The organism is Halorubellus amylolyticus (assembly GCF_034808145.1).
Taxonomy (GTDB): Archaea; Halobacteriota; Halobacteria; order Halobacteriales; family Natrialbaceae; genus Halorubellus.
In genome coordinates, this window is the sequence record NZ_JAXHGM010000013.1 from 1 (window position 1) to 19,144 (window position 19,144).

The window sequence follows — 19,144 nt, forward strand, 5'->3', positions numbered from 1 at the left end:
AAATGAAATCTTGCGTACCCTTGTCAGACACTTCTAGTAAAACTTACTACTATTCCGTCGATACCACACCCCGTGTGCGAGATGAATCCGTCGCCGATGTCGAGGACTCTTCGAGTTAGTTGCCCTCGAAGAAATCCTCTATCTGCGCATTGACAACAGGCCGAATCAAATCCTCATCGTGTTCTACCTCTTCGAGTCGAATATCAGCTTGAAGCGTCTCAGCGACCACTTCTGGGTCGTCGACGAAGGTATACTCCTTGTGGACACCGCTCCCATAGCCACGCCCTCGTTTCTGCGAAGTGACGAAGTTGTAGGTCTCCGCCTCGCTCATGTACCGTAAGTAAGAATCCCGGGATTTCTCATCAGCATCGAGTAGGTCAGTGAGGTACTGATATACGCGGTATGCAACCGTGCTAGGAACAGCGTTCAGGTTGCGCTTCGAGTGAACGGGAACGATCGCAGTGGCATAAAGCGAGAGCTTCTTTTGTGTCGATAGACCCTGCATCTGGGTTAAAGTCCGGTCGCGTTCAGCCTCTTTCTGGGCATCGCGAACGTGCCCTTCACGAATCGTGTCTTCACCGGATCGATCCGCAATCTCACCGGCTTTCCTGAACAGATCAATAGCCTTTCGAGCATCACCGTGGTCCTGGGCGGCGAACGCGGCACTGAGTGGAATGATACCGTCCTCTAGTACATCATCTTGATATGCGTCACGACGTCGCTCGAGAATCGACTGCAGTTGGTTCGCATCGTAGTCCGGGAAAACGACATCCTGTGGATTGAACGAGCTCTCGGCCCGGCCGTCGAGATCCTTCATGAACCGGGGATCATTCGTGAGCGCAGCGACCGAAACGTGCCCCTCGATGCGACCGAGCTGTGAGGCTCGAGACAGCTGGTAGAGAAGTTTCGAATACGCCGGCTCGTCGTTCGGATCTCGTTGCCGGCCGACCAGAAGGTCAACCTCGTCGAGGATGATAATGACCGAGTCGAAATTGTTGCTCAGAATTTCGTAGAACCGATTGAGCTTTTGGTCCGTCGAGATGCCACTTTGAGGAATGCCGACTCCGACACCAGCTTCGTCAGCTGCATTCTTCGCCAAGCGATAGACAGCCCGGTCGTGCGATTTGATTGTCTGGCAGTTGATTTTGATAACGCCGAACCGGTCTTCCTGAGAGTTCGCGAGTTCGAGAACCTGTTGACAGACCGCATTGATGATGAGCGATTTCCCGGTCCCTGACGGCCCGTAGAGGAGCATGTTGGGAGGGCGGTTTCCCTGCAGTGCCGGTCGAAGGTAGGTGATGATGTCGTCCAGCTGGTCATCACGACCGACGATTCGGTCCTCGTCAATGACGGCATCTGGGTCGAGAAGTCCTTTATCTCGAAAAACAGAATTCTGAACACCCTCTTGAAGACGGCCCTTGATAGATTGTGAGAGAGACTGTTGATTGTCGCCGTCAGCCATGTTTGCGCAGTTATGTCGAGAGTATAAATAACTATGGGACACCGTGTGCAAGGTTAAATCGGGTGGATTTACGCAATAGAAGCGGTCTTAGGGCGGGTGTCTAGTGGAGTCTGGTGACCGTGGGCGAAGTCAATTACCCGTAGTGACCCCCCGTGTGCGATATGAAATCACAGATGGTTCATCGAACAGCCGTCGATACTGATGGGAGTCAGAAGATCTCGACGGACACCCCTGTATGCAAGGTGAAATACCAGACGTGGTCTCACTCCGGATATGTCCGAGAGTATCTCTTGACGATTCCGAGTGAAATCGGAGCTCGCCCGGTAAGTTACCCCCACACCCCGTGTGCGATATGAATTTGTCGAGAGGGTAGGCAGAGATGGACGATCCAAATAATCCGAGGAATGGACGGAAGAGTTCATGAGAAGACGTAGAACCGACAAAGACACTCAGTCTACAGGGGAAGAAAGCGATAGACGAAACGAGTCATATCACGAAACATATCGTTTCGCTTCGACTGACTCTAGTTGTACTACGGTTTTGGTTGACAGACTGGCTATGTAAAGGTTTCCTTAAGCTATGCCTATTTCGATATTGCTGGTTTTGGAACCTCTCCTCCTTGAAATCGTGAATACTTGGTGTTTCGTGGGTTCTCTCTTCGATACCCCCCTTCCGTCGTTTCCCGAATTCATATCGCACACGGGGTGTGGGGGTTCGCTATCGTGAGAACTGCGATTAACCAACAGACCGTCGTCAACTAACTCAGGTGTTGGTTAATATTGCTCATCTTTCGCGATCACCAGCAACTCCAAAATCTGTGTCTCTACAGCGGCAAAATCGGCACCGAATTTAACCTGAATTCGTCAATCCGGTAGACCGCAAGTGCTTTCAGGTAGTTGTCATCACAGCAGCGAATCCGGCCCCGAACGCGCCAGCCCAAATAAGGCTTGTGCGGTCCAGGATTCGAGTATCTTCCAACCTCTGATGAGGACTTTGCGACAGTCTAAGGCCAGAATCCGACAGTTTACACTTCGAACACGGGGTGTGCCATCAGTGGCGAGACCGAGCAGACCTTCATAGTCAGGGACGAGTCACACCCTCGAACGTGCGGGCGAGTGTGGATATTGGCTTGGTATCTGCGTTCACGAGTGGATCTGACTAGCGTGATTGTCTGAAACCCGGTGAGGGGAACGCTTACACATATTTTCACACACGAACACGGCAATCAGAAGTGTTTAATGGCAATATCCGCTACCTACATTTCGACGAATGACGGTGAAATAAAAATGGGTGGGGTGCCAGACAAGCAATCCACGACGGTCACGATCGACCTTGCAGACTACGTCTACCTCACCTGGGCAGACGACATCAACCGCTCCGGGCTCTTCCGGAAAGCTGTCCGCCGACGGATGCGCGACGACGGCATCACGCCCGCACACCTCCAGGATCGACTCACTGCCGCCCTCGACGCCGGCGTCACCAAGCAAGCGCTCCTGGACACGAACAACCAGTACGAACTCGACCGCCTCCTCACCGACGAACTCAACGGATGACTCACTCGACACCCCCCACCCCCAGCCGCACGTATCGCGTCCTCACCACGACACTCATCGCCTGCATCGCACTCACTGCAGTCCTCGCACTCGCCGTCCCGGGCGTCGCCGCGATGCCCGATAGTGACGGCGACGGTGTCAGCAATGGGAACGACAAGTGTCCGAACCAGGCCGGCGCGAAATCGAACGGTTGCGTCGTCAACGTCAACATCTGTGATACCGGCTTCCTGCCCCAGATCGCGAACGCCATCATCCAGCTGTGTATCTACGGCGGCGGTGCCGGCATGTTCCTCACCGTCATGAGCACGAGCGCGATGGAGAGCCTCCCCAGTCTCGGCGAAGAACAACGCCAGAGCCTCAAACGCGCCCGCCGGTTCTCCATCAGCGCCGGCGGGAAACTCTTCGCCATCGGCCCGATATCCATCCTCATCATCGAAGCCACCGGCATGCCCTGGGCGCAGTGCATCAACCTCTTCCCGTTCTGATCGCTCGGGGACGCCGCGCCATCGACCACACTCGCAAGGATCAACCACCACTCGACGCCTGGGATGCCACCGATGCCACTCTCCACTCGACGCACAACCGCGGGCACGCTCCTCGCTCGAGCGCTGCTCATCACCGTCCTCTTTGGAAGTCTCGCTGTCAGTGCGATCGGCGCGACGACTGCTGACCCCACCACGCCTCGATACGAACAAACACCGGCCGTCGACCATGTCGACGCACCCGCAGTCACCACGACGAGTCCTGGTCTCGCGAGTCCGCCTGACGACGAGTCGGACGGGACGGAGCATCCGATGTGCCAGCATTACGGCGAGAATGGCCTCGCGATCAACGTCTCGGCGGCACTGTTCAGCCGAGATGTCGACCAACTCGACGGCCAGGGCTACACCCGAGTCGAGTACATCGAGCACTGTGGGCACGAGCCGACGTGGGCGACCAACCGCACGCTCGAGTTCGACTACACGAGCATGCAGGCGTTCCCGCAGGTCGGCACGTGGAACCGCCGTGACGTCGGTGACGTCCCGTTCCCGACGCCTCGCGGGCAGGTGAGTCTCCACCCGGAAGGCGAATCGACGTACGACGCGGGCTATCTCAAGGACGCGACCGCGAGCGTGTTCGCGGTCACACCCAGTGTGGCGCTCCGAGACGAAGCCCGCGGCGGCACCACCCTCCTCATCCGCGACAACACCACCATCCATGGGACCCAGTCCTACCGCACACAGCTCCCTCGAGGGCTGAACGATACGAGTGGTCGCACGCACGTCACGTACGACGTCGAACGCCACCGCGTCGTCGGTGCGTGCCTCCTCGACGGCGACTATCGCAGCGACGCCGGTACCCTCCACGAGAACGAATCAGCGACCCTCTGTCGGAGTCACACGCCACTCGCGACGGGCGCCGGTCTGAACACTGGTGGCCCCCACGATCCAGCCGCCCGCCGGAACGCGTCGCTGTCGTTCACGTACACGACCGCGATGAACGACTCCCTCTCGTACGTCGCCACCTTCGAATTCCGACTCCAACGGACCGAGACGGTCTGCACCGACTGGAACGGCACGTCGAACACGTGTAACGGGACGTACGTCGTCGAGGAGTTCTCGGAGACGAGCCAGTACACGTCGGCGGTCGACCACCTCGACGTCGAGTACTACAGTCAACCAACCCCGACCGCCGAGGTTGCTCGCTACCCGAACGGTAGCACCGAGTTCATCCTCGAAGCACGCAACACGTACGGCTACCGCCTCGGCTGGGACGCCCTCTTCTCAGGCGTCCGCTTCCCCGACTCGAACACGCAAGCGGGGTGGACGTGGCGCGTGTTCTCGGCGGAACGCCCATCGTGGCGGTATCTCGTCAACGACAGTCGAACGACGCGAACGAGAGCGCGGTCGCCGGCGCATCCACTCCAGAACTACGCCATCCCAGTCGCAACGACGACCGAGGACGCGACAGGGACGCGTCTCAGCACCCAGGGCGCTGTCCGCGTTCAGGACATCCTTCGGTCGAGTCCTGCAATCACGACGCCGAGCATCGACGACAACATCCTCATCTCCGCCCCTGAACCCCAGTACCGACTCCCGTACGCCGTCGTCTACGAATCACCACACGCGCTTGATTTCTCGCGAGCGGAGGTAATCGGCCTCCTGAATGGGACGAACACGACGGGGGTGTACGTCCAGCGCGAGGTCGACATTCGAGCGACGAACCTGAGCGCGACCGTCGAGCGCGTCAACGACACGCACCTACGCGCGACAGTCTCACTCGCCGGCATCCGCGGGACCGCGAACGGCCAGGTCGAAACGCCGCTGTCGACACGGTCGACACTCGGGTACGTCGTCGTGAACGGTGAACGCATCCAGACCGGAGCCGACGGTACTGCAACCGTCACAGTCCGGGATGCCGCGTACGTCGATGTCCGGTACGAGCCAGCGGGCTGGAAACAGCATCGTCGCAACGTCGGGTACCTCTCGAGCGCGCAGAGCGCTCGCGTACCTGACCCTGGCGCCGGATTCCTCCTCCAGTTAGTGAGCGAGCTGATCCTCCTGTTTTTCCCGTTCCTATTGGTGCTGGTAACGCTCCGGCATATCGCCCGCAACAACCCCGAACAAATTCACTGATCCTATGACACCACACACGACGGATTCGACAGACAGCACGCCAACGAAGACGACGCGACGGCGAACACTCGCCGCCCTCGCAGCCAGCACGCTCGCACTCCCCGCCAGCGCAGGCTGCCTCACCAACGACACCGGGAGCAACGCGACCGATGACAGTGGTACGCGTGACTCACCACAGCTCCCGGACGTCTTCGAGTCGGTCTCCGTTGGCGCGTACGAACTGACCGTTGAAATCTCGACCCCCGAGGAACTGGATTCGGTCGGCCTCCGCCGGCCGACGAGCGGGCTTCTCGACCGCCAGCAAGCCCAGGGCACACACAGCTTCCCGCTGATGGAGGAACTGGACCTATACGAGCCGGGCGAGTTCGTGCTGGAAGCGAAGGCGGACTCGGAGGTTGTCGCCGAGCACACCTTCGAGATGGAACCCGACATCCGAATCACAAACATCGAATTCCTCGAAGATAGCTCTCTGAAGGAACTGACCTCGTCGAGGAGCGAGAGTAGTGGAACTGTCTGTGCTGAAAAAGCGAAAACACACCTGTTCACGGTCGAGAATAGCGGAACCGGTCCAGCCGCAGTCCGGTATCTGAAAGCCAACTTCCCAGATTCGATCACCGGCACCCATCGTTCGAAATGGGAGACTCGAAGGTCGCTGTACTGTCATGCAAGAGAGCGAACGGACTGGACGACGACGCCTGTCCTCGCGCCTGGTCAGATGTTGACGTTTGCACCTATGGGGGAGGCGGAAGCCGGCTATATAAGACAGAGTCTCGAGGCCAAGCACGTTATTCAGCTGTCGCTATTGGAGCAAGCCTCTGATACGTGGTTCACGCAGGACGTCCAGATGGGATTCGAAAAAGCCGGGGATGACACCTACTTCCCGGTCTTCGAGACCGTACAGGAAGCGGAAGACTGACCGATGTTTGAGACGTTCCCCGGAATTCTGCAGTTTGTACCGCTCCAGATCGGGATTAGCTGGGAATCGGTCTTTGATATCTTCACCGACCAGCTTCCGGACATGTACAGGTCGTTTGTCGAATGGTCGTTGACACAGGTAATCGACCAATTCCTTGGAAAACAGGGGGACCTCTTCCGCGTTATCCTGCGCACACCGGCCCCCGAGATGCGCAACGGTGGCGTCCTATTCGGCACTCCGAAACAACCCATCTGGAACCATCTGAAGACGCTATACTGGAGTAAATTCCTGCCCGTCGGCTATCTCGTTCTCTTCTTATCCGTGATGGTCAGCAATTTCGGGAAAGCCTGGGGGGTCGGTAGCGAAAAAACGAACCATCGACGAATCGGCCTCGTCGTCGGATTGTTCCTCATCCCTGGCGGATGGTATCTCGCTGTCGCGTATCTGAAACTCATGAACCTCTTCGCGTTGAGTGTTCTTCCCGCACCCAGCGACCTCCAAGATGTCACAGTGGCCACGATGTCGAATATCCTCAGCGGTGAGATTGTGATTGCGAGCCTCGTCGGTGGAGTCGCGATCGTCGCCTATCTTCTCGCGGTGATTGTACACATGGTCCGACTGTTCGCGATTTGGGTGATCGTGCCAACTTTGCCCTTGGTGATGGGGTTCGACCTCGGTGAATTCCCGATACTGGGGAACTTCTCACGGCGAGCGTACAGCGCGTTCATCGTCTTGGGCGCGGTTCCGATTCCAATCGGAATCGGGACTCGGATTATGCTCTCCTTTCAGGGAATGGCAGACAAGGGCGGGAACGTGTTCTATGCGGGGATTGCGGACCTGATGTTCGTATTGGTGGTGCCGACGTTCGCGGCATTGGTTCCGATTTACGTGTTCTCGCAGGCGGCGGACTACGCGTCGATTCGGGGAGCGACTGCGGCGCTCTCGCTGGTTGCAAAGCCCGCGGGCATTGCCGCGGCTGGCTGGAAAGCAGCTGGCAAGAAGGGCCTCTCGAAGATGTTCGGTTCAAGCTCTGACGATGGGGATACCGACGATGACGGTGGTGGTGGCCCAGATGACTCTGGGCCACGCCCATCGACTGACGATGATGACGGCGAGGGTCGGCACCCTGGTCGAGGGAATGGTTCGGCGACTGGCCGCGGTGGCCTCCCGAAACGTCGGCCGTCGGGTGCTCGCCCAGATACGCGTGGTGGGCCGAAGCCGAATCCAGCGTCTGACGTCGACGCCTCGAACTGGAACCCGGGCACCAACCGCCGGGGGACCTCGACAGCCAGCAGCAACTCGGAGCGTCCCGCCCTCCCGGGGTATCAGCACACACACCCGGCGAGTGCGTACCCCGAGACGACACCCGAACAAGCGCAACGAGCGGGCGACCCGCTCGTCGGCGATAGCGCTCGCGCGGATTACGTCGCTGGCGGCGACGCTCGGTCGGATGTCGATTACGTGAGTGACGGCCGGATGGTCGACCCGGAGGTGTCGTTCGCGACGCACGCTGACCGCGAGTTTGCGCGCTCGCAAGTCATCGCGACCGGGGCCGCCAGCCCCTACTTTCGAACGCAGGCACCCACCAACCAGGGGACACGCCGTGGGTCGAGCGATGGCAGTGGCGGTGGTATCGAGCAATCGGACGGCAGCGAGACGCCTGCAATCGTCGACGAGGCGGCCGCGAGAGCGCGACGCCGCCGCGGGAAGCAGCCAGCCCAGACGAATCGAGCAGTCAAGCAGCACGAACGCCGGCGACGCCGGCAAGCCAGCCTCCGCGACCAGTACTACGGTGACGATTCCTGATGACAGACACGTATGCGACCGCGACGCTCGATGGTACCGACGAACCAGACATCATCCCGTTCCTGGGGATCCCGACGAGTGACCTCTGGCTTCTCATCGGCATCCCCGGCCTCGTCCTGTTCAGTGGACTCGCACTCGACCAGCGCGTCTTCGGCATCCTGTTCGGTGCCGTCGCCTTCGCTGGGGTTGGCGCCGTCGTCTACGCGACGCCATCGTTCCTGACCACACGAGACTGGCTCAACGTCCTCAGAGCGCACTACACGACCGCGAGTACGCACGAGAACCGTGTCGTTCGTGACATCGACCTCGGGGATCCGGGGTCGTTCTTCGAGCGGTTCCAGACCGACCAGAGCACGCGCGAACTCACGCACATCGACCACGTCTATCCCGGTCGTGGCGTTGTCGAGCGCGACGACGGACAGCTCGTCGCTGCACTCGAGCTCGACCCGCCGAATCAGGACTTCGCGGGGTCCCGAGAGTGGGAGCACGTCGCCGCGCAGGCTGCGGAGTTCGCGAACAACGCGCTTGATTTCGACCTGCAGGTGTACCTCACCACCCAGCAGTTCGATATCGAGGACTACACCAACACGCTCGCCGAGCGACTCGAGGACGACGAGGTCCGCGACCACGCCATCCTGAACGCGGTCGTCCAGGACACCATCGAATCTCGCCCGCGAGAGCTCGAGGATGCTGGCACGTCGCCAGTCCATGCGTACCTCATCGTGAGTGTCGACCGGACGGACGTCATCATGGACTCCGGGAGCACGGAGTCGAGTGGGTTCGCGAAACTCGGTGACATCCCCCTCCTTGGGATTCCGTTCCAGATTGCGTCCTCGATGCGCGAAGGATTGAGTGATGCTCGCGAGCACGCGCTCATGTTGAGTCGACTCGACAGTCGACTCACGACGATACGGACGGAGTACGTCAACGAGATCGAGGGGGCGGATGCCCGCCAGCTCACGACTGGGGAGTGGCTGGCGCTGGCCGAGACGTACTGGCAGGGAAGCGAGCGCCACGACCACCCCGAGAAACTCGCCCGCAGGAGTCCCGCCATCACCGCCAGTCCTGGGCAAGCAACCGCTCGCGTCGACTCGTATTCGGCGGAGGACGCGTCTGAGCAGCGTCCGAGCGTCGACGGCGACCTCTCGCTGGGCACACCGAACTCGGAAGCCGCCGGCGAGGAAAGCGAGGCGGACACACCCCCTGAAACGAGTCAAAACGGTGATATGTTCGAGGTGGACGAAGACGATTGGCAAGACTTCGACGAGGCCGCTAGCGGCGATGCGACTGACGACACCGAGGCGTCCGCTGCGGAGAGCGAATCAGGCCTGACACCCGTGGCCACTGGGTCGCGCTGGGCGTTCCTGCCGTGGGTCGAATCGACCGAGCGCTCGGACGAAGAGAAACTCGCGATCGTCGACGACGACCTCGACCGTGACCTCCCACCCAACCCCACTGCTTCCAGTGTTAGCGCTCCCGACGCGGACCCCACGATTTCCAGTGAAATCCCCGCGACTGAAGCACTGCAGGGACGCGAAATCGCGCCTGAGGGAATCGAGCGCGAGTACGACCACGCCGTTGTTGGCGAGCAGTATCGGCGTGCGATGTTCGCGCATGGGTGGCCCGACGAGATTGAACCGGGCGCTCTCCGGCATCTCATCGGCGCCACGCCACATCTGGAGTTCGACATGACCCTCCACTTCACACCGCGAGACCGCGGTCGGGTCCAGAAACAGTTGGAGCGGCGCGCGCAGGGGATGTCGGCGGAGTCGAACGCGAACGATGACCTCGTCGACGGGTTCTTCGCGCACGACCAGCGCGAGCGCGTCGAGCGGACCGCCGCGATGCGCGACCACGTCCGCGACGGCGAACGCCCATTCGACGTCTCGCTCTACGTGAGTGCGCGAGCAGACGACAAGGACACCCTCGACGACGACACCGAAGCCCTGCGGAAAGCACTCCAGGACAAACACTCGTATCTGGGGATGAAGACGGTCACGGGCAAGCAACTCCGGACGCTCGAATCCATCGCCCCCATCGGCAAGGACTACCTCCGTCGCGAGCCCGAACTGGATCCGAGCCAGCTCGCACTCGGTGGTGGCGTCGGCGCGCTCCTCGGGTCGCTCACGCGAAGCGAACTCCTCGAGGACGACGGCGTCGAGATGGGCGAACACGCGTTCAACGGCACGCCACTCATCAAGGACCCCTTCGAGTCCGAGACGAACTACAACTGGGTCGTCATCGGCGACAGCGGCAGCGGGAAATCCTACCAGACGAAACTGAACGCGCTCCGGACGCGAGCGGTCAAGGAGAACACGAAGGTCATCATCCTCGACCCGATGCAGGGCTTCAACGGCATCGCGAAAGCGATGGGCGCCAAACGCATCACCCTCGGCGGGTCTCGCGGCCTGAATCCACTCGAGATCCGCGCACCAACGGAAGCCAGCCGGCGCGCAGCGGGCGAGGACATCGACCCACTCTCGGAGAAAATCCGGGACGTGATGAGTTTCTTCGACAACTTCGCGCACCGCGAAGGCATCGACCTCGGCCCGGAACGCATGACGCTCACCACCGCCATCACCGAAGCCTACGCCCGCAACGGCATCACCGCGGACGTCGACACCCACAGTAATCCGAGTCCGACGCTCGTCGATGTCCTGGACGTCCTGGAGGAGATGGCGACCGAACCCGAGGAGTTCATCGTCCGCATCGAGAGCGAGGCCGAGGAGATTGCGGCGAACGCGACCGACCTCATCAATCTGTTCCGGCCGTTCATCGACGGCCAGTACCAGAACCTCGCGGAGCCCAGCGAGTTCGACCTCCGCGACGAGGACGTCGTCTACCTCGACCTCTCCCAGCAGGAGAAACGCCAGAGTGGTGGCGGGTTGATGATGCAACTCGTGTTTTCGCTGGTGTACGAGCGCGCGAAGGAAACAACGGACAACGTGGTGTTCATCATCGACGAGGCACGGTTCCTGATGCGGGATGCCGCGAATCTCGAGTTCCTCGGCCAGCGTGTCCGGCACAGTCGCCACTACGACACGAGTATTCGCTTCATCACGCAGGAAGTGAACGACTTCTTCGATCACGAGGAGGCCGAGGCGATCATCAACAACTCGTTCGTGAAACTCCTGCATCGAACCCAGGAGATCGGGCAGTGGGCGGACGCGTTCGGGCTGAACAGGCAGCAGGTCGGGTTCGTGAAGAACGCGAACACGGGGGCGAACGGGTACTCGGAGGCGCTCGCGGAGATCGACGGGACGTGGTACCCGATCCAGTTGTTCTCGACGCCCGCCGAGCACGCGGTCGTCGACTTCGACGAGCGCCAGGACTCCGTCGAGGACCTCCCTGGGATGGGTGATGAGACGCGGTCGCCGCTCGTCGAACGACTCCGGCATACGCTCCGGATGAAGCCCTACGATGCTGTGGACGACCCACAGCGAGTGCCGGCCCCACCGGGGTCGTCGACACACCGGCAGTTCCACGCACTGAGTGACCGCCAGCAAGAGTACCTGTCGTTGCTGTCGGACACGGAAATCCTGAGCGTCCTCGAAGCCATCGACGCTGGGCGCGACCCAGTGGTGGCGATTGCGGGTCCAGTGACGGAGAAGCTCAATCGCCTGTTCGGTGGTGTCGACGAACGCGACATCCGCGATGTCCTCAGATCTGTGGGACGGGACGAGGGCTCGCGGTCGGAGCAGTCGTCGGACGCGCCGGTCGTGGAGGGTGACGATTGATGCTCGAAGACCGCCCGTACATTCGGGTGACGCCGTCGAACGACACGCTCGACGAGGCGGCGTCACCGCCGCCGGCAGCGTTTCGGAGTCTACACTCGCTCACTGGCGAGGGGAGTCGTGGCTTCATCGACTCTCGAGACCCGCCCGCCGTGTTCGAGGTGCTCGTCATGTCGCGTGGGGAGGACGCACCGGTCGAACTCTACTACGGGGTGGATACGAAGGCGCACGTGGAGACGGTGAAGCGGAATCTCCGCGATATCTATCCGGAGACGTTCAAGGTCGAGCGTGTGATGCGGGCGCCCTGGAAGCGCGTGCTGACACCAGTTCGACTCAGCAGCGAGGAATTCGTCGACCGCCTCCGCGACGACGACCTCCTCGTCGACATCGACGAGATCGCCGTCGACTCGTCGTCGCCGGTCCCGGACGATGCGAAGCATCCCACTCGCGATGTCGAGTTCGTCGTTGATGGCACACACGTCGCGGTGTCGCCCCCGAGCCAGTTCGAGGGCCGCGACGACGAGTCCTTACTGTCGTTGACGTGGCCAACGCTCGCGCCCTCGGGCGCGATCTACGCTCGCCCTGCTATCGAGAGCGTGGACGCTCGGGGGGTCCGGTGGGAGGCGAGCGCGCAACGCAAGCACGACTGGATGACGTGCTTCGAGACCACCACCATCGGGCGCGACACCGACGACGTCCACATCGACTGGGCGCAATCTGGAACACCGGCTCTCCAGTCGCTCATCACGACCGTCGGCGGCGCCAGCGTCCCCACGGCGGTCCAGCTCGTGTTCGAGCCAAAGGACGACTGGACGGCCGAGGCCGAGTCACGCAAGCGTCGGATCCGCGAGCAACGCGACACCATCACCCAGCGCGTCATGGGCACCATCATCCCCACCGGCGACGCGAACCGGTCCGACGCGGAGTATCCGGACGGGGTCCGCCGTCGCCTCGCGCATCTCTCGGCGAAGCACCCGAAACGAACGTTCACCCTGAACATCCGCGCCACCACCGTTCCAACCCGACCAGCATGGGAGCACGACGATGGTGGCACCGAAGATTTTGGAGAGATCCACGAGAGCGAGCGGGTGCTTGACGCGCTGGAGACGAGTCTGGACGCGTTCGCCGGCGAGTACATCGAACTGAAATCGAACCGCATCCACGAGGAATCTTCACCAACAGCGACGACGCTCACGCGCCGACTGCTTGGTCGAGACCTCGTGACCGCTGGCGACGACGGCCTCGCGAACCGGGTCCTTTCGAGTAGTCGCCGGCGCGCGGGTATCGTCGTGAATCCGAGCGAGCTCGCCCGGCTTGCAACTGTGCCCTCCGGCCAGAATCTCCCCGTGGAGGTCTCCCGGGACGCGCGAACTCGGAAACAGGAATCGGTCCCGCTTCCACGCCCGCTCCCGGAGCACATCGACCCGTTCACCGGCACCGGGATGGCGGTCGGGGACGCCCTCGACGAAGCAGGACGGCCATGCGAGCGCATCCAGATTCCCGAGGTCGTCCTCTCTCGGCATTACGCGCGCTTCGCAGCGAGTGGCGCCGGGAAGTCTGTCGGGATTCTGAACGATATGCTGACGCTGCACAGCGATACGTCGGGCCCGGTCGTGCTGATGGACCCGAAAGGCGATGGCATGAGCCAGGAATACCTCCAGGCGCACTATGCGGCGTACGACACGCTTGAGGACGTCTACGCGTTCACGATACCCGAGGACGTTCCCGCAATCGGATTCTTCGACATCCGTCCCGCCCTCGCGGCCGGACTCGACCGGGCGACCGCGATCAAGGACGTCGTGGAGCGCTTCCATGAGGTGCTGCGCGTCGTCATGGGCGAGGACTACGACCAGGCGTACGTCGCCACCCAGATCCTCGGGAAACTCGTGACCGCGCTGTTCGACCCGGAGTACGGCCAGGATGCGTACACGCTCGACGGCCTCCTGACGGCAGTCGACGACATGCAGCGCAGTCAAGCCCTCCCCGAGTTGAGCGCGGCGTTCGTGGACCTGGAGCAGTCGCTGGCGGCGCACTTCGAGAAGCCCGACCGGCAGTTCCTGACGACGATGGACGCCGCCCGAAACCGCCTCGAACAGCTCGCCGACGACCCGGCACTCGAGGCGATGTTCAACCACGTTCCAGCGTTCGACTGGGAGACCGGGATGTATGCGGCCGACGGTATTGGACTTGACTTCCGGCGACTCCTCGACGAGGACGTAGTCGTCCTGTTCGACATGGGGCAGTTGCGGCCGAAGCCCCAGCGCGGGATGACGCTCGTGCTCGTGAGCGAGCTCTGGTACCGGATCCAACTCGAAGAACAGGCCTACGGCGGTTACACGAAGCAGACGAACCTCATCATGGAGGAAGCCGCCGATGTGGTCGCGAGTGATCTCGTCACGGAGCAGTTGATTCCGAAGGCGCGATCGTTCGGGCTGTCGCTGGGGTTGGTGATGCAGTACCCCTCGCAGGTTCGCGAAGTGAGCGAACGGGCCTATCAGGAGATGATGAACAACGTCCAGACCCGCCTGTACGGGAAGCTCGCGAACGAAGCGGACGTGGAGTCGATGCTTGCGTCCTCGCGCGTCGACCCAGCGGAGGTCCGTGATCGGTTGAACGCGATGCCACGCGGTGAATGGATTGCGGAACTACCGAGCCCGAAGTACGGGTCCGAGCACCTCCGCCCCTTCTCACTAGAAGCCCTCGACATCCCATCGGGACACTCCGAGAGTGACACGCCGGTCGACGCATCCAACCCCGGATTCGCGAACGCCTACGACGACATGACGACGGTCGTCGAGGAATCGCTGAGCGTATCGGTCACTCGCCTGGAGACCGAGCCACGAGATACCGTCACCGCACACACGAACACGAGCGGGGCAACGGAGAGCACGACCGGAACTGCGGATGCGACGCCGAGTGAGTCCTTGAGTCCCGAGGCCGAGTTTGGAACCGACGCAACCGACTCCACGGATGGCGACGAGGAACTGGATGAATGGGAGGAGGTATTGGCGGCACGCGACAGGCTCCGAGAGCAGCAAAACAGGGAGATACACCCCAACGAGGAGACCGAGGAGCCGACTGAGGATACGACGTCGGACCCGCTAGACGGCCCGTGGAACGACCTCGGAAGCGACACCGACACTGTGAACGATGCAGGGGCGGAGACCGATAGCACGCCCGGAGAGACGGACACGAATCGGTATGCAGTCCCACTGGACGGCGACGACGCCGAGACGACCGTCGACGAAAACGGGAGCAAAGGCGCTCCGGGTGAGGATGAGTCGGCCGCCGTGGCAGTCGAGACGGTCGAGCCGCCAGCGTCGCCGCTCCCGGCGGCGTACAGCCCGAAGACCGATGAAGAACTCGACGAACTCGGGCTGACGCGCGACGACGAACACTTCCTCCTGCTCGTGTTGCGAGCGATGAACGGCGAACTCGAGGACTACGATCTCCTCGAGAGCATGATCGATTTCCGGGGCGACGCTGGCAACCCAGATGTCGATATGCTCAAAGAGGAGGGGTACGTCCACCAACATCGGGTCGTCAACAAACGGTACTACACGGTCCTTCCGCGAGGGCGGAAACACCTTGAGCGAACGCAATCCGTGAGTCCAGGGGAAGGCGATCTCGGTGAGAAGACCCCACACAAAGTCGGCGTCGAACTGCTTGCGAGAGCGTTCGAGAAGCGCGAGGATATCGACCACGTGAAGCGCTACTATCGTGCGTCCGAAGACGTCAAGTACGATGTCGCCGGGTTCGATGCAAACGACGAGCTAGTCCGGGTCGGCGAGGTAGAGACGCAAACCAACGACTACGATAGTATTGCGAATGACTTCGAGAAGCTCAAAGAGACCGGTATGACCAGTGTGTGGGCGGTCCAGAACGGTGACGCTGGTCGACTCGTCACTCGAATCCTCGCGAAACGCGGATTCATCCCGGAGATTCCGGAGTACGACCGTGCGATGGATTTGCGCGACGATATTGCAGACCGTGACATCGACGGCCTCCAGCAGCTGGAAACGTTCAAACATCTTTCTAGCCGGGTCGACTCATGATATGGCGCGCGGCGACTCAAGATGAGATTCAGGCGTACTATCGCGATGAGTTCACCCAGCATCTCGCAGCGCGCCCTGCGCACATCACCACGACCGGGCCTCGACAGTACGCACTCGCGTTTCGCGAGCCGTACCCGACGCGAACAGACGGTCGGCCGCCTCGGGACTTCATCCGCCGCGACACCCGCACCGCGGATGGGCAATCCGAGTACTTCGACCATATGGGCGATGTCCTCGATTTCATCCGAAATCCGGTGCGGAACGACCCACTCGACGACCTCGCTGACCCCGACACCGTCGACCAGCGCGAACCAGTCCCTGACGCCGTTTATTACGCGCTCGATCACTGGACGCGGTCGTGGCTCATCATGGTCGACATCGACGCGAAAGATATCGCTCGCAACCGCGCCAGGCATATACTCGAAGCCGAAGCGGTCGACCCAGACGACCTAACAAGCGACGAACTCTTCACGAAAGCCGGCATCCGAGACGGGCTACCAAATGGCTATCCGTATGAGTTCACGGACATCCAGACCGCCATCGAACAGGGGTTCGAGGTAGCGGACGTGTTCGAGACGCGATTCAATGCTGAGGAAACGCAGGTGTTCTATACGGGCCAGGGCGTTCACGTCTATCTCTACGACGACGATCCCGACCATGCCTGGGACGCGGCCTCCCGGGAGGTCCTGAACACGATTCTCACCGAGCGCTACGGGATTGCCGTCGACGAACAGGTCACGGCCGATCGCCGCCGCGTCGCCCGCCTCCCGGGGAGCCTCCACGCCGACGTCTCCCGCATCGTCACACCCATCGACAGCCCAAGATTTGACCCGCGAACCGACGCCACTCCGGAGTTCCTCGCATGACCAACGACGCACCCGTCATTGACGACCACCACGACGCCCTCCACCGCGCCGCCCTCCCGAGCGAGCACAGCCAGCTCGAACTCCAGTACCTGTTCGACCACGGCTACACCGCCTTCCACACCGCGGACGGCGACGTCGATGCGGACGGGTTAGCGAGCGCGGTCGAACGGTTCGCTCTTGAAGCGTTCGAGCCCGGCGACCCGCGAGACCGTGATGGCCCCTTCGTCGAGGATCCCGCCGTGCTCGCGACAATCACGTCGCTCGCGACAGTGTGCGTCACGGACCATCCCGCCCTCGCGGACACGTCCACCGACGGCCTTCAGCTAGTCGCGGACCTGCGTGCGCTGTACGCAGCGACCGTTCAGGACCTCGTCGTCGACGCCGGCGACGATCCCGTTCAGGAGCTGGCCGAAGTCATCTACGCGAAAGACCCCGGCGAGCAGGGACCGCATCTCGGGCGTGTCTGCACCGGTGTCGTCCATGACCCCGAGTTCCTCAACGACGAGGGGACGTTCGTGGAGATCCCGATGCCAGCAGCGTCGCCCAAGTGCATCGTTCGTGTCACTGATACTAGACTCGGCGGTGAGTATGATGCTCGGAACGGGACCGTCGACGGCGAGCTCGCCACGCGAGTCTGGGGAAATAATGTGTACGTGCCCGTCGAAGACTGTCGGCGCAAGCACTGGGAACGCCTGAAACGCGGGTTCGGGGCGCTGGTCGATGCGCAGAACGCGAGCCTCGACGCGGACCAGCGTGAGTGGATTCGGAATCGCGCAGACGGAGTCGGCGAGCGCATCGACCGCTTCCTCCAGTCGGGGCAGGAGGGCCGGGTGTGGAAGGGCTGGGATGGCGACGGCCAACTAGTGCGTCTGTTGGCATCGGCGCTGCACGCGTCGGACGTCGACGTCGACGGCATCTATCCGGCCGAGGTGTTCTACGAGGCCTTGCAGCGGTACGAGCCGTCGGCTGGCTGGGAGGCGTCGCTATGCCAGCGTATCTCGAGTCCAAGCACACTCGAAGCACGCCTCACCGACGCCGACAGTGACCGCTTGGAGGTTGTCGAAAACGAGGCTCGTCGACTGTTCGGGATTCGGTCTCGAAGCGGTGGAAACGAGCTAGTGGTCGAGGCCATTGAGGACCTGTTCGAGTTACCGTGCCTGGGGAAGATGGACGACCGCCTCCTGGAGCGCGGGCCGGTCCGGAAGGACCTGTTCAACTTCGTCCGGATGGTCCTCTGGTTACCCGAGTACGAGTCTGCGTCGGTGGACGAAGTGGTCCGCGATCTGCAGGGTGTGTTCGATCGCTGGCCGTGGCACGACCCGACTGAAACGGAGTATCAGATCAAGTACGAGTTCGGGAATACGATTAGTGGGGAGACGCCACTGCCGATGAACTGCGACAACGACGACATGCAGCGCTACTGCATCGGCCAAGACGAGTGCCCGTACTCTATCTGGGGGAGTGTTCCATTTACTGATAGTATGTACGAAGCGGTCGACGACGATAGTACAACTGCACGGTATTGAATGGAGTTTGTCTCCCCATCTTTTCTCATCGTCAGTCGTTCTAAGTCGTATACTCTGAAAGACAGTTCTGTTGGCGAGCCACATCCCGGGCCGGAACAACCGTCAAAACCCACCTCCCGCTAAATTAGAAGCACCGGGAACCGATATAATGCGTTCTCAGGGGTTCCTTTGAATCTGGACTCCCTCTCGCTCTCGACATCCGTCCATTAGATTCCTCTCCCAGTAAATTAGAGGCGGCCCTACCGAATCTAAGCGGATTTACGGCCGTTACATTGGTATTCGAAGTCCCGAGCGTGGGTCTATACGGGGTGTTTCCGGGTGCTGATTCGATAAGAAGGCCTGAGAGGTGCGAATTCGACGGTCCTACCGGAGCTGGCTAGGTTCTACTATGTCCTACCGAATCTAAGCGGCTTAAATTCGATGGGGAGCGATTAGAATCGGTGGGGTGCTGTTTTGGCCTGGTTTTCAGGTGGTGAAAGTTCCGAAGGAGTGGGGGTATCGGGCTGTCGCGAGGGGTGTGCGTGGCCGTGGGCACAGAGGAGGGTGGATGTGTATTGGATGGTGGATACTCGGGGTGTTGTATCAGACTGTTGATGATGTGTGGGTGGGGG

Annotated in this window: 10 protein-coding genes; 9 read left to right on the forward strand and 1 reads right to left on the reverse strand. The window is 61.3% G+C overall.

The genetic code is table 11. The features are described from left to right. Nucleotides 1-115: 115 nt before the first annotated feature. Nucleotides 116-1,462, reverse strand: a complete 1,347-nt coding sequence (locus SM754_RS18485) for an orc1/cdc6 family replication initiation protein (protein WP_323677637.1) — start codon at nt 1,460-1,462, stop codon at nt 116-118. A 1,286-nt stretch (nt 1,463-2,748) separates the two neighbouring features. On the opposite strand from SM754_RS18485, the gene SM754_RS18490 reads away from it, so the two are divergent. From SM754_RS18490 to SM754_RS18530, 9 genes are all read left to right on the forward strand, one after another. Further along, complete coding sequence (locus SM754_RS18490; RefSeq protein ID WP_323677638.1) at nt 2,749-3,015, forward strand: hypothetical protein; 267 nt, start codon at nt 2,749-2,751, stop codon at nt 3,013-3,015. After that, nucleotides 3,012-3,500, forward strand: coding sequence for a DUF7985 family protein (locus tag SM754_RS18495; protein ID WP_323677639.1), 489 nt, complete (start codon nt 3,012-3,014; stop codon nt 3,498-3,500). The genes SM754_RS18490 and SM754_RS18495 overlap by 4 nt, the downstream gene beginning before the upstream one ends. 72 nt (nt 3,501-3,572) lie before the next feature. Then, nucleotides 3,573-5,630, forward strand: a complete 2,058-nt coding sequence (locus SM754_RS18500) for a DUF8186 domain-containing protein (protein ID WP_323677640.1) — start codon at nt 3,573-3,575, stop codon at nt 5,628-5,630. 4 nt (nt 5,631-5,634) lie between these two features. Then, on the forward strand, nt 5,635-6,546 hold the full coding sequence (locus tag SM754_RS18505) for a hypothetical protein (RefSeq protein WP_323677641.1): 912 nt from the start codon (nt 5,635-5,637) through the stop codon (nt 6,544-6,546). A gap of 3 nt (nt 6,547-6,549) precedes the next feature. Continuing rightward, the gene (locus tag SM754_RS18510; protein WP_323677642.1) at nt 6,550-8,352 is read left to right on the forward strand and encodes a TrbL/VirB6 family protein; all 1,803 of its coding nucleotides are present in this window, start codon (nt 6,550-6,552) and stop codon (nt 8,350-8,352) included. Continuing rightward, nucleotides 8,352-12,089, forward strand: coding sequence for a VirB4 family type IV secretion system protein (locus SM754_RS18515; protein ID WP_323677643.1), 3,738 nt, complete (start codon nt 8,352-8,354; stop codon nt 12,087-12,089). Before SM754_RS18510 ends, SM754_RS18515 begins: the two co-directional genes overlap by 1 nt. Next, the gene (locus tag SM754_RS18520) at nt 12,089-16,141 is read left to right on the forward strand and encodes an ATP-binding protein (RefSeq protein WP_323677644.1); all 4,053 of its coding nucleotides are present in this window, start codon (nt 12,089-12,091) and stop codon (nt 16,139-16,141) included. The genes SM754_RS18515 and SM754_RS18520 overlap by 1 nt, the downstream gene beginning before the upstream one ends. Beyond that, a complete protein-coding gene (locus SM754_RS18525) occupies nt 16,138-17,007 on the forward strand; it encodes a bifunctional DNA primase/polymerase (protein ID WP_323677645.1) in 870 nt (289 codons plus the stop codon). The genes SM754_RS18520 and SM754_RS18525 overlap by 4 nt, the downstream gene beginning before the upstream one ends. Beyond that, nucleotides 17,004-18,533, forward strand: coding sequence for a primase-associated protein (locus tag SM754_RS18530; RefSeq protein ID WP_323677646.1), 1,530 nt, complete (start codon nt 17,004-17,006; stop codon nt 18,531-18,533). Before SM754_RS18525 ends, SM754_RS18530 begins: the two co-directional genes overlap by 4 nt. Nucleotides 18,534-19,144: the final 611 nt, after the last annotated feature.

Bases quoted from the DNA above. Each gene is read 5' to 3' on its own strand.
- SM754_RS18515 (WP_323677643.1), top strand. From the start codon at position 8,352: ATGACAGACACGTATGCGACCGCGACGCTCGATGGTACCGACGAACCA.
- SM754_RS18490 (WP_323677638.1), top strand. From the start codon at position 2,749: ATGGGTGGGGTGCCAGACAAGCAATCCACGACGGTCACGATCGACCTT.
- SM754_RS18505 (WP_323677641.1), top strand. From the start codon at position 5,635: ATGACACCACACACGACGGATTCGACAGACAGCACGCCAACGAAGACG.
- SM754_RS18520 (WP_323677644.1), top strand. From the start codon at position 12,089: ATGCTCGAAGACCGCCCGTACATTCGGGTGACGCCGTCGAACGACACG.
- SM754_RS18495 (WP_323677639.1), top strand. From the start codon at position 3,012: ATGACTCACTCGACACCCCCCACCCCCAGCCGCACGTATCGCGTCCTC.
- SM754_RS18525 (WP_323677645.1), top strand. From the start codon at position 16,138: ATGATATGGCGCGCGGCGACTCAAGATGAGATTCAGGCGTACTATCGC.
- SM754_RS18485 (WP_323677637.1), bottom strand. From the start codon at position 1,462: ATGGCTGACGGCGACAATCAACAGTCTCTCTCACAATCTATCAAGGGC.
- SM754_RS18530 (WP_323677646.1), top strand. From the start codon at position 17,004: ATGACCAACGACGCACCCGTCATTGACGACCACCACGACGCCCTCCAC.
- SM754_RS18500 (WP_323677640.1), top strand. From the start codon at position 3,573: ATGCCACTCTCCACTCGACGCACAACCGCGGGCACGCTCCTCGCTCGA.
- SM754_RS18510 (WP_323677642.1), top strand. From the start codon at position 6,550: ATGTTTGAGACGTTCCCCGGAATTCTGCAGTTTGTACCGCTCCAGATC.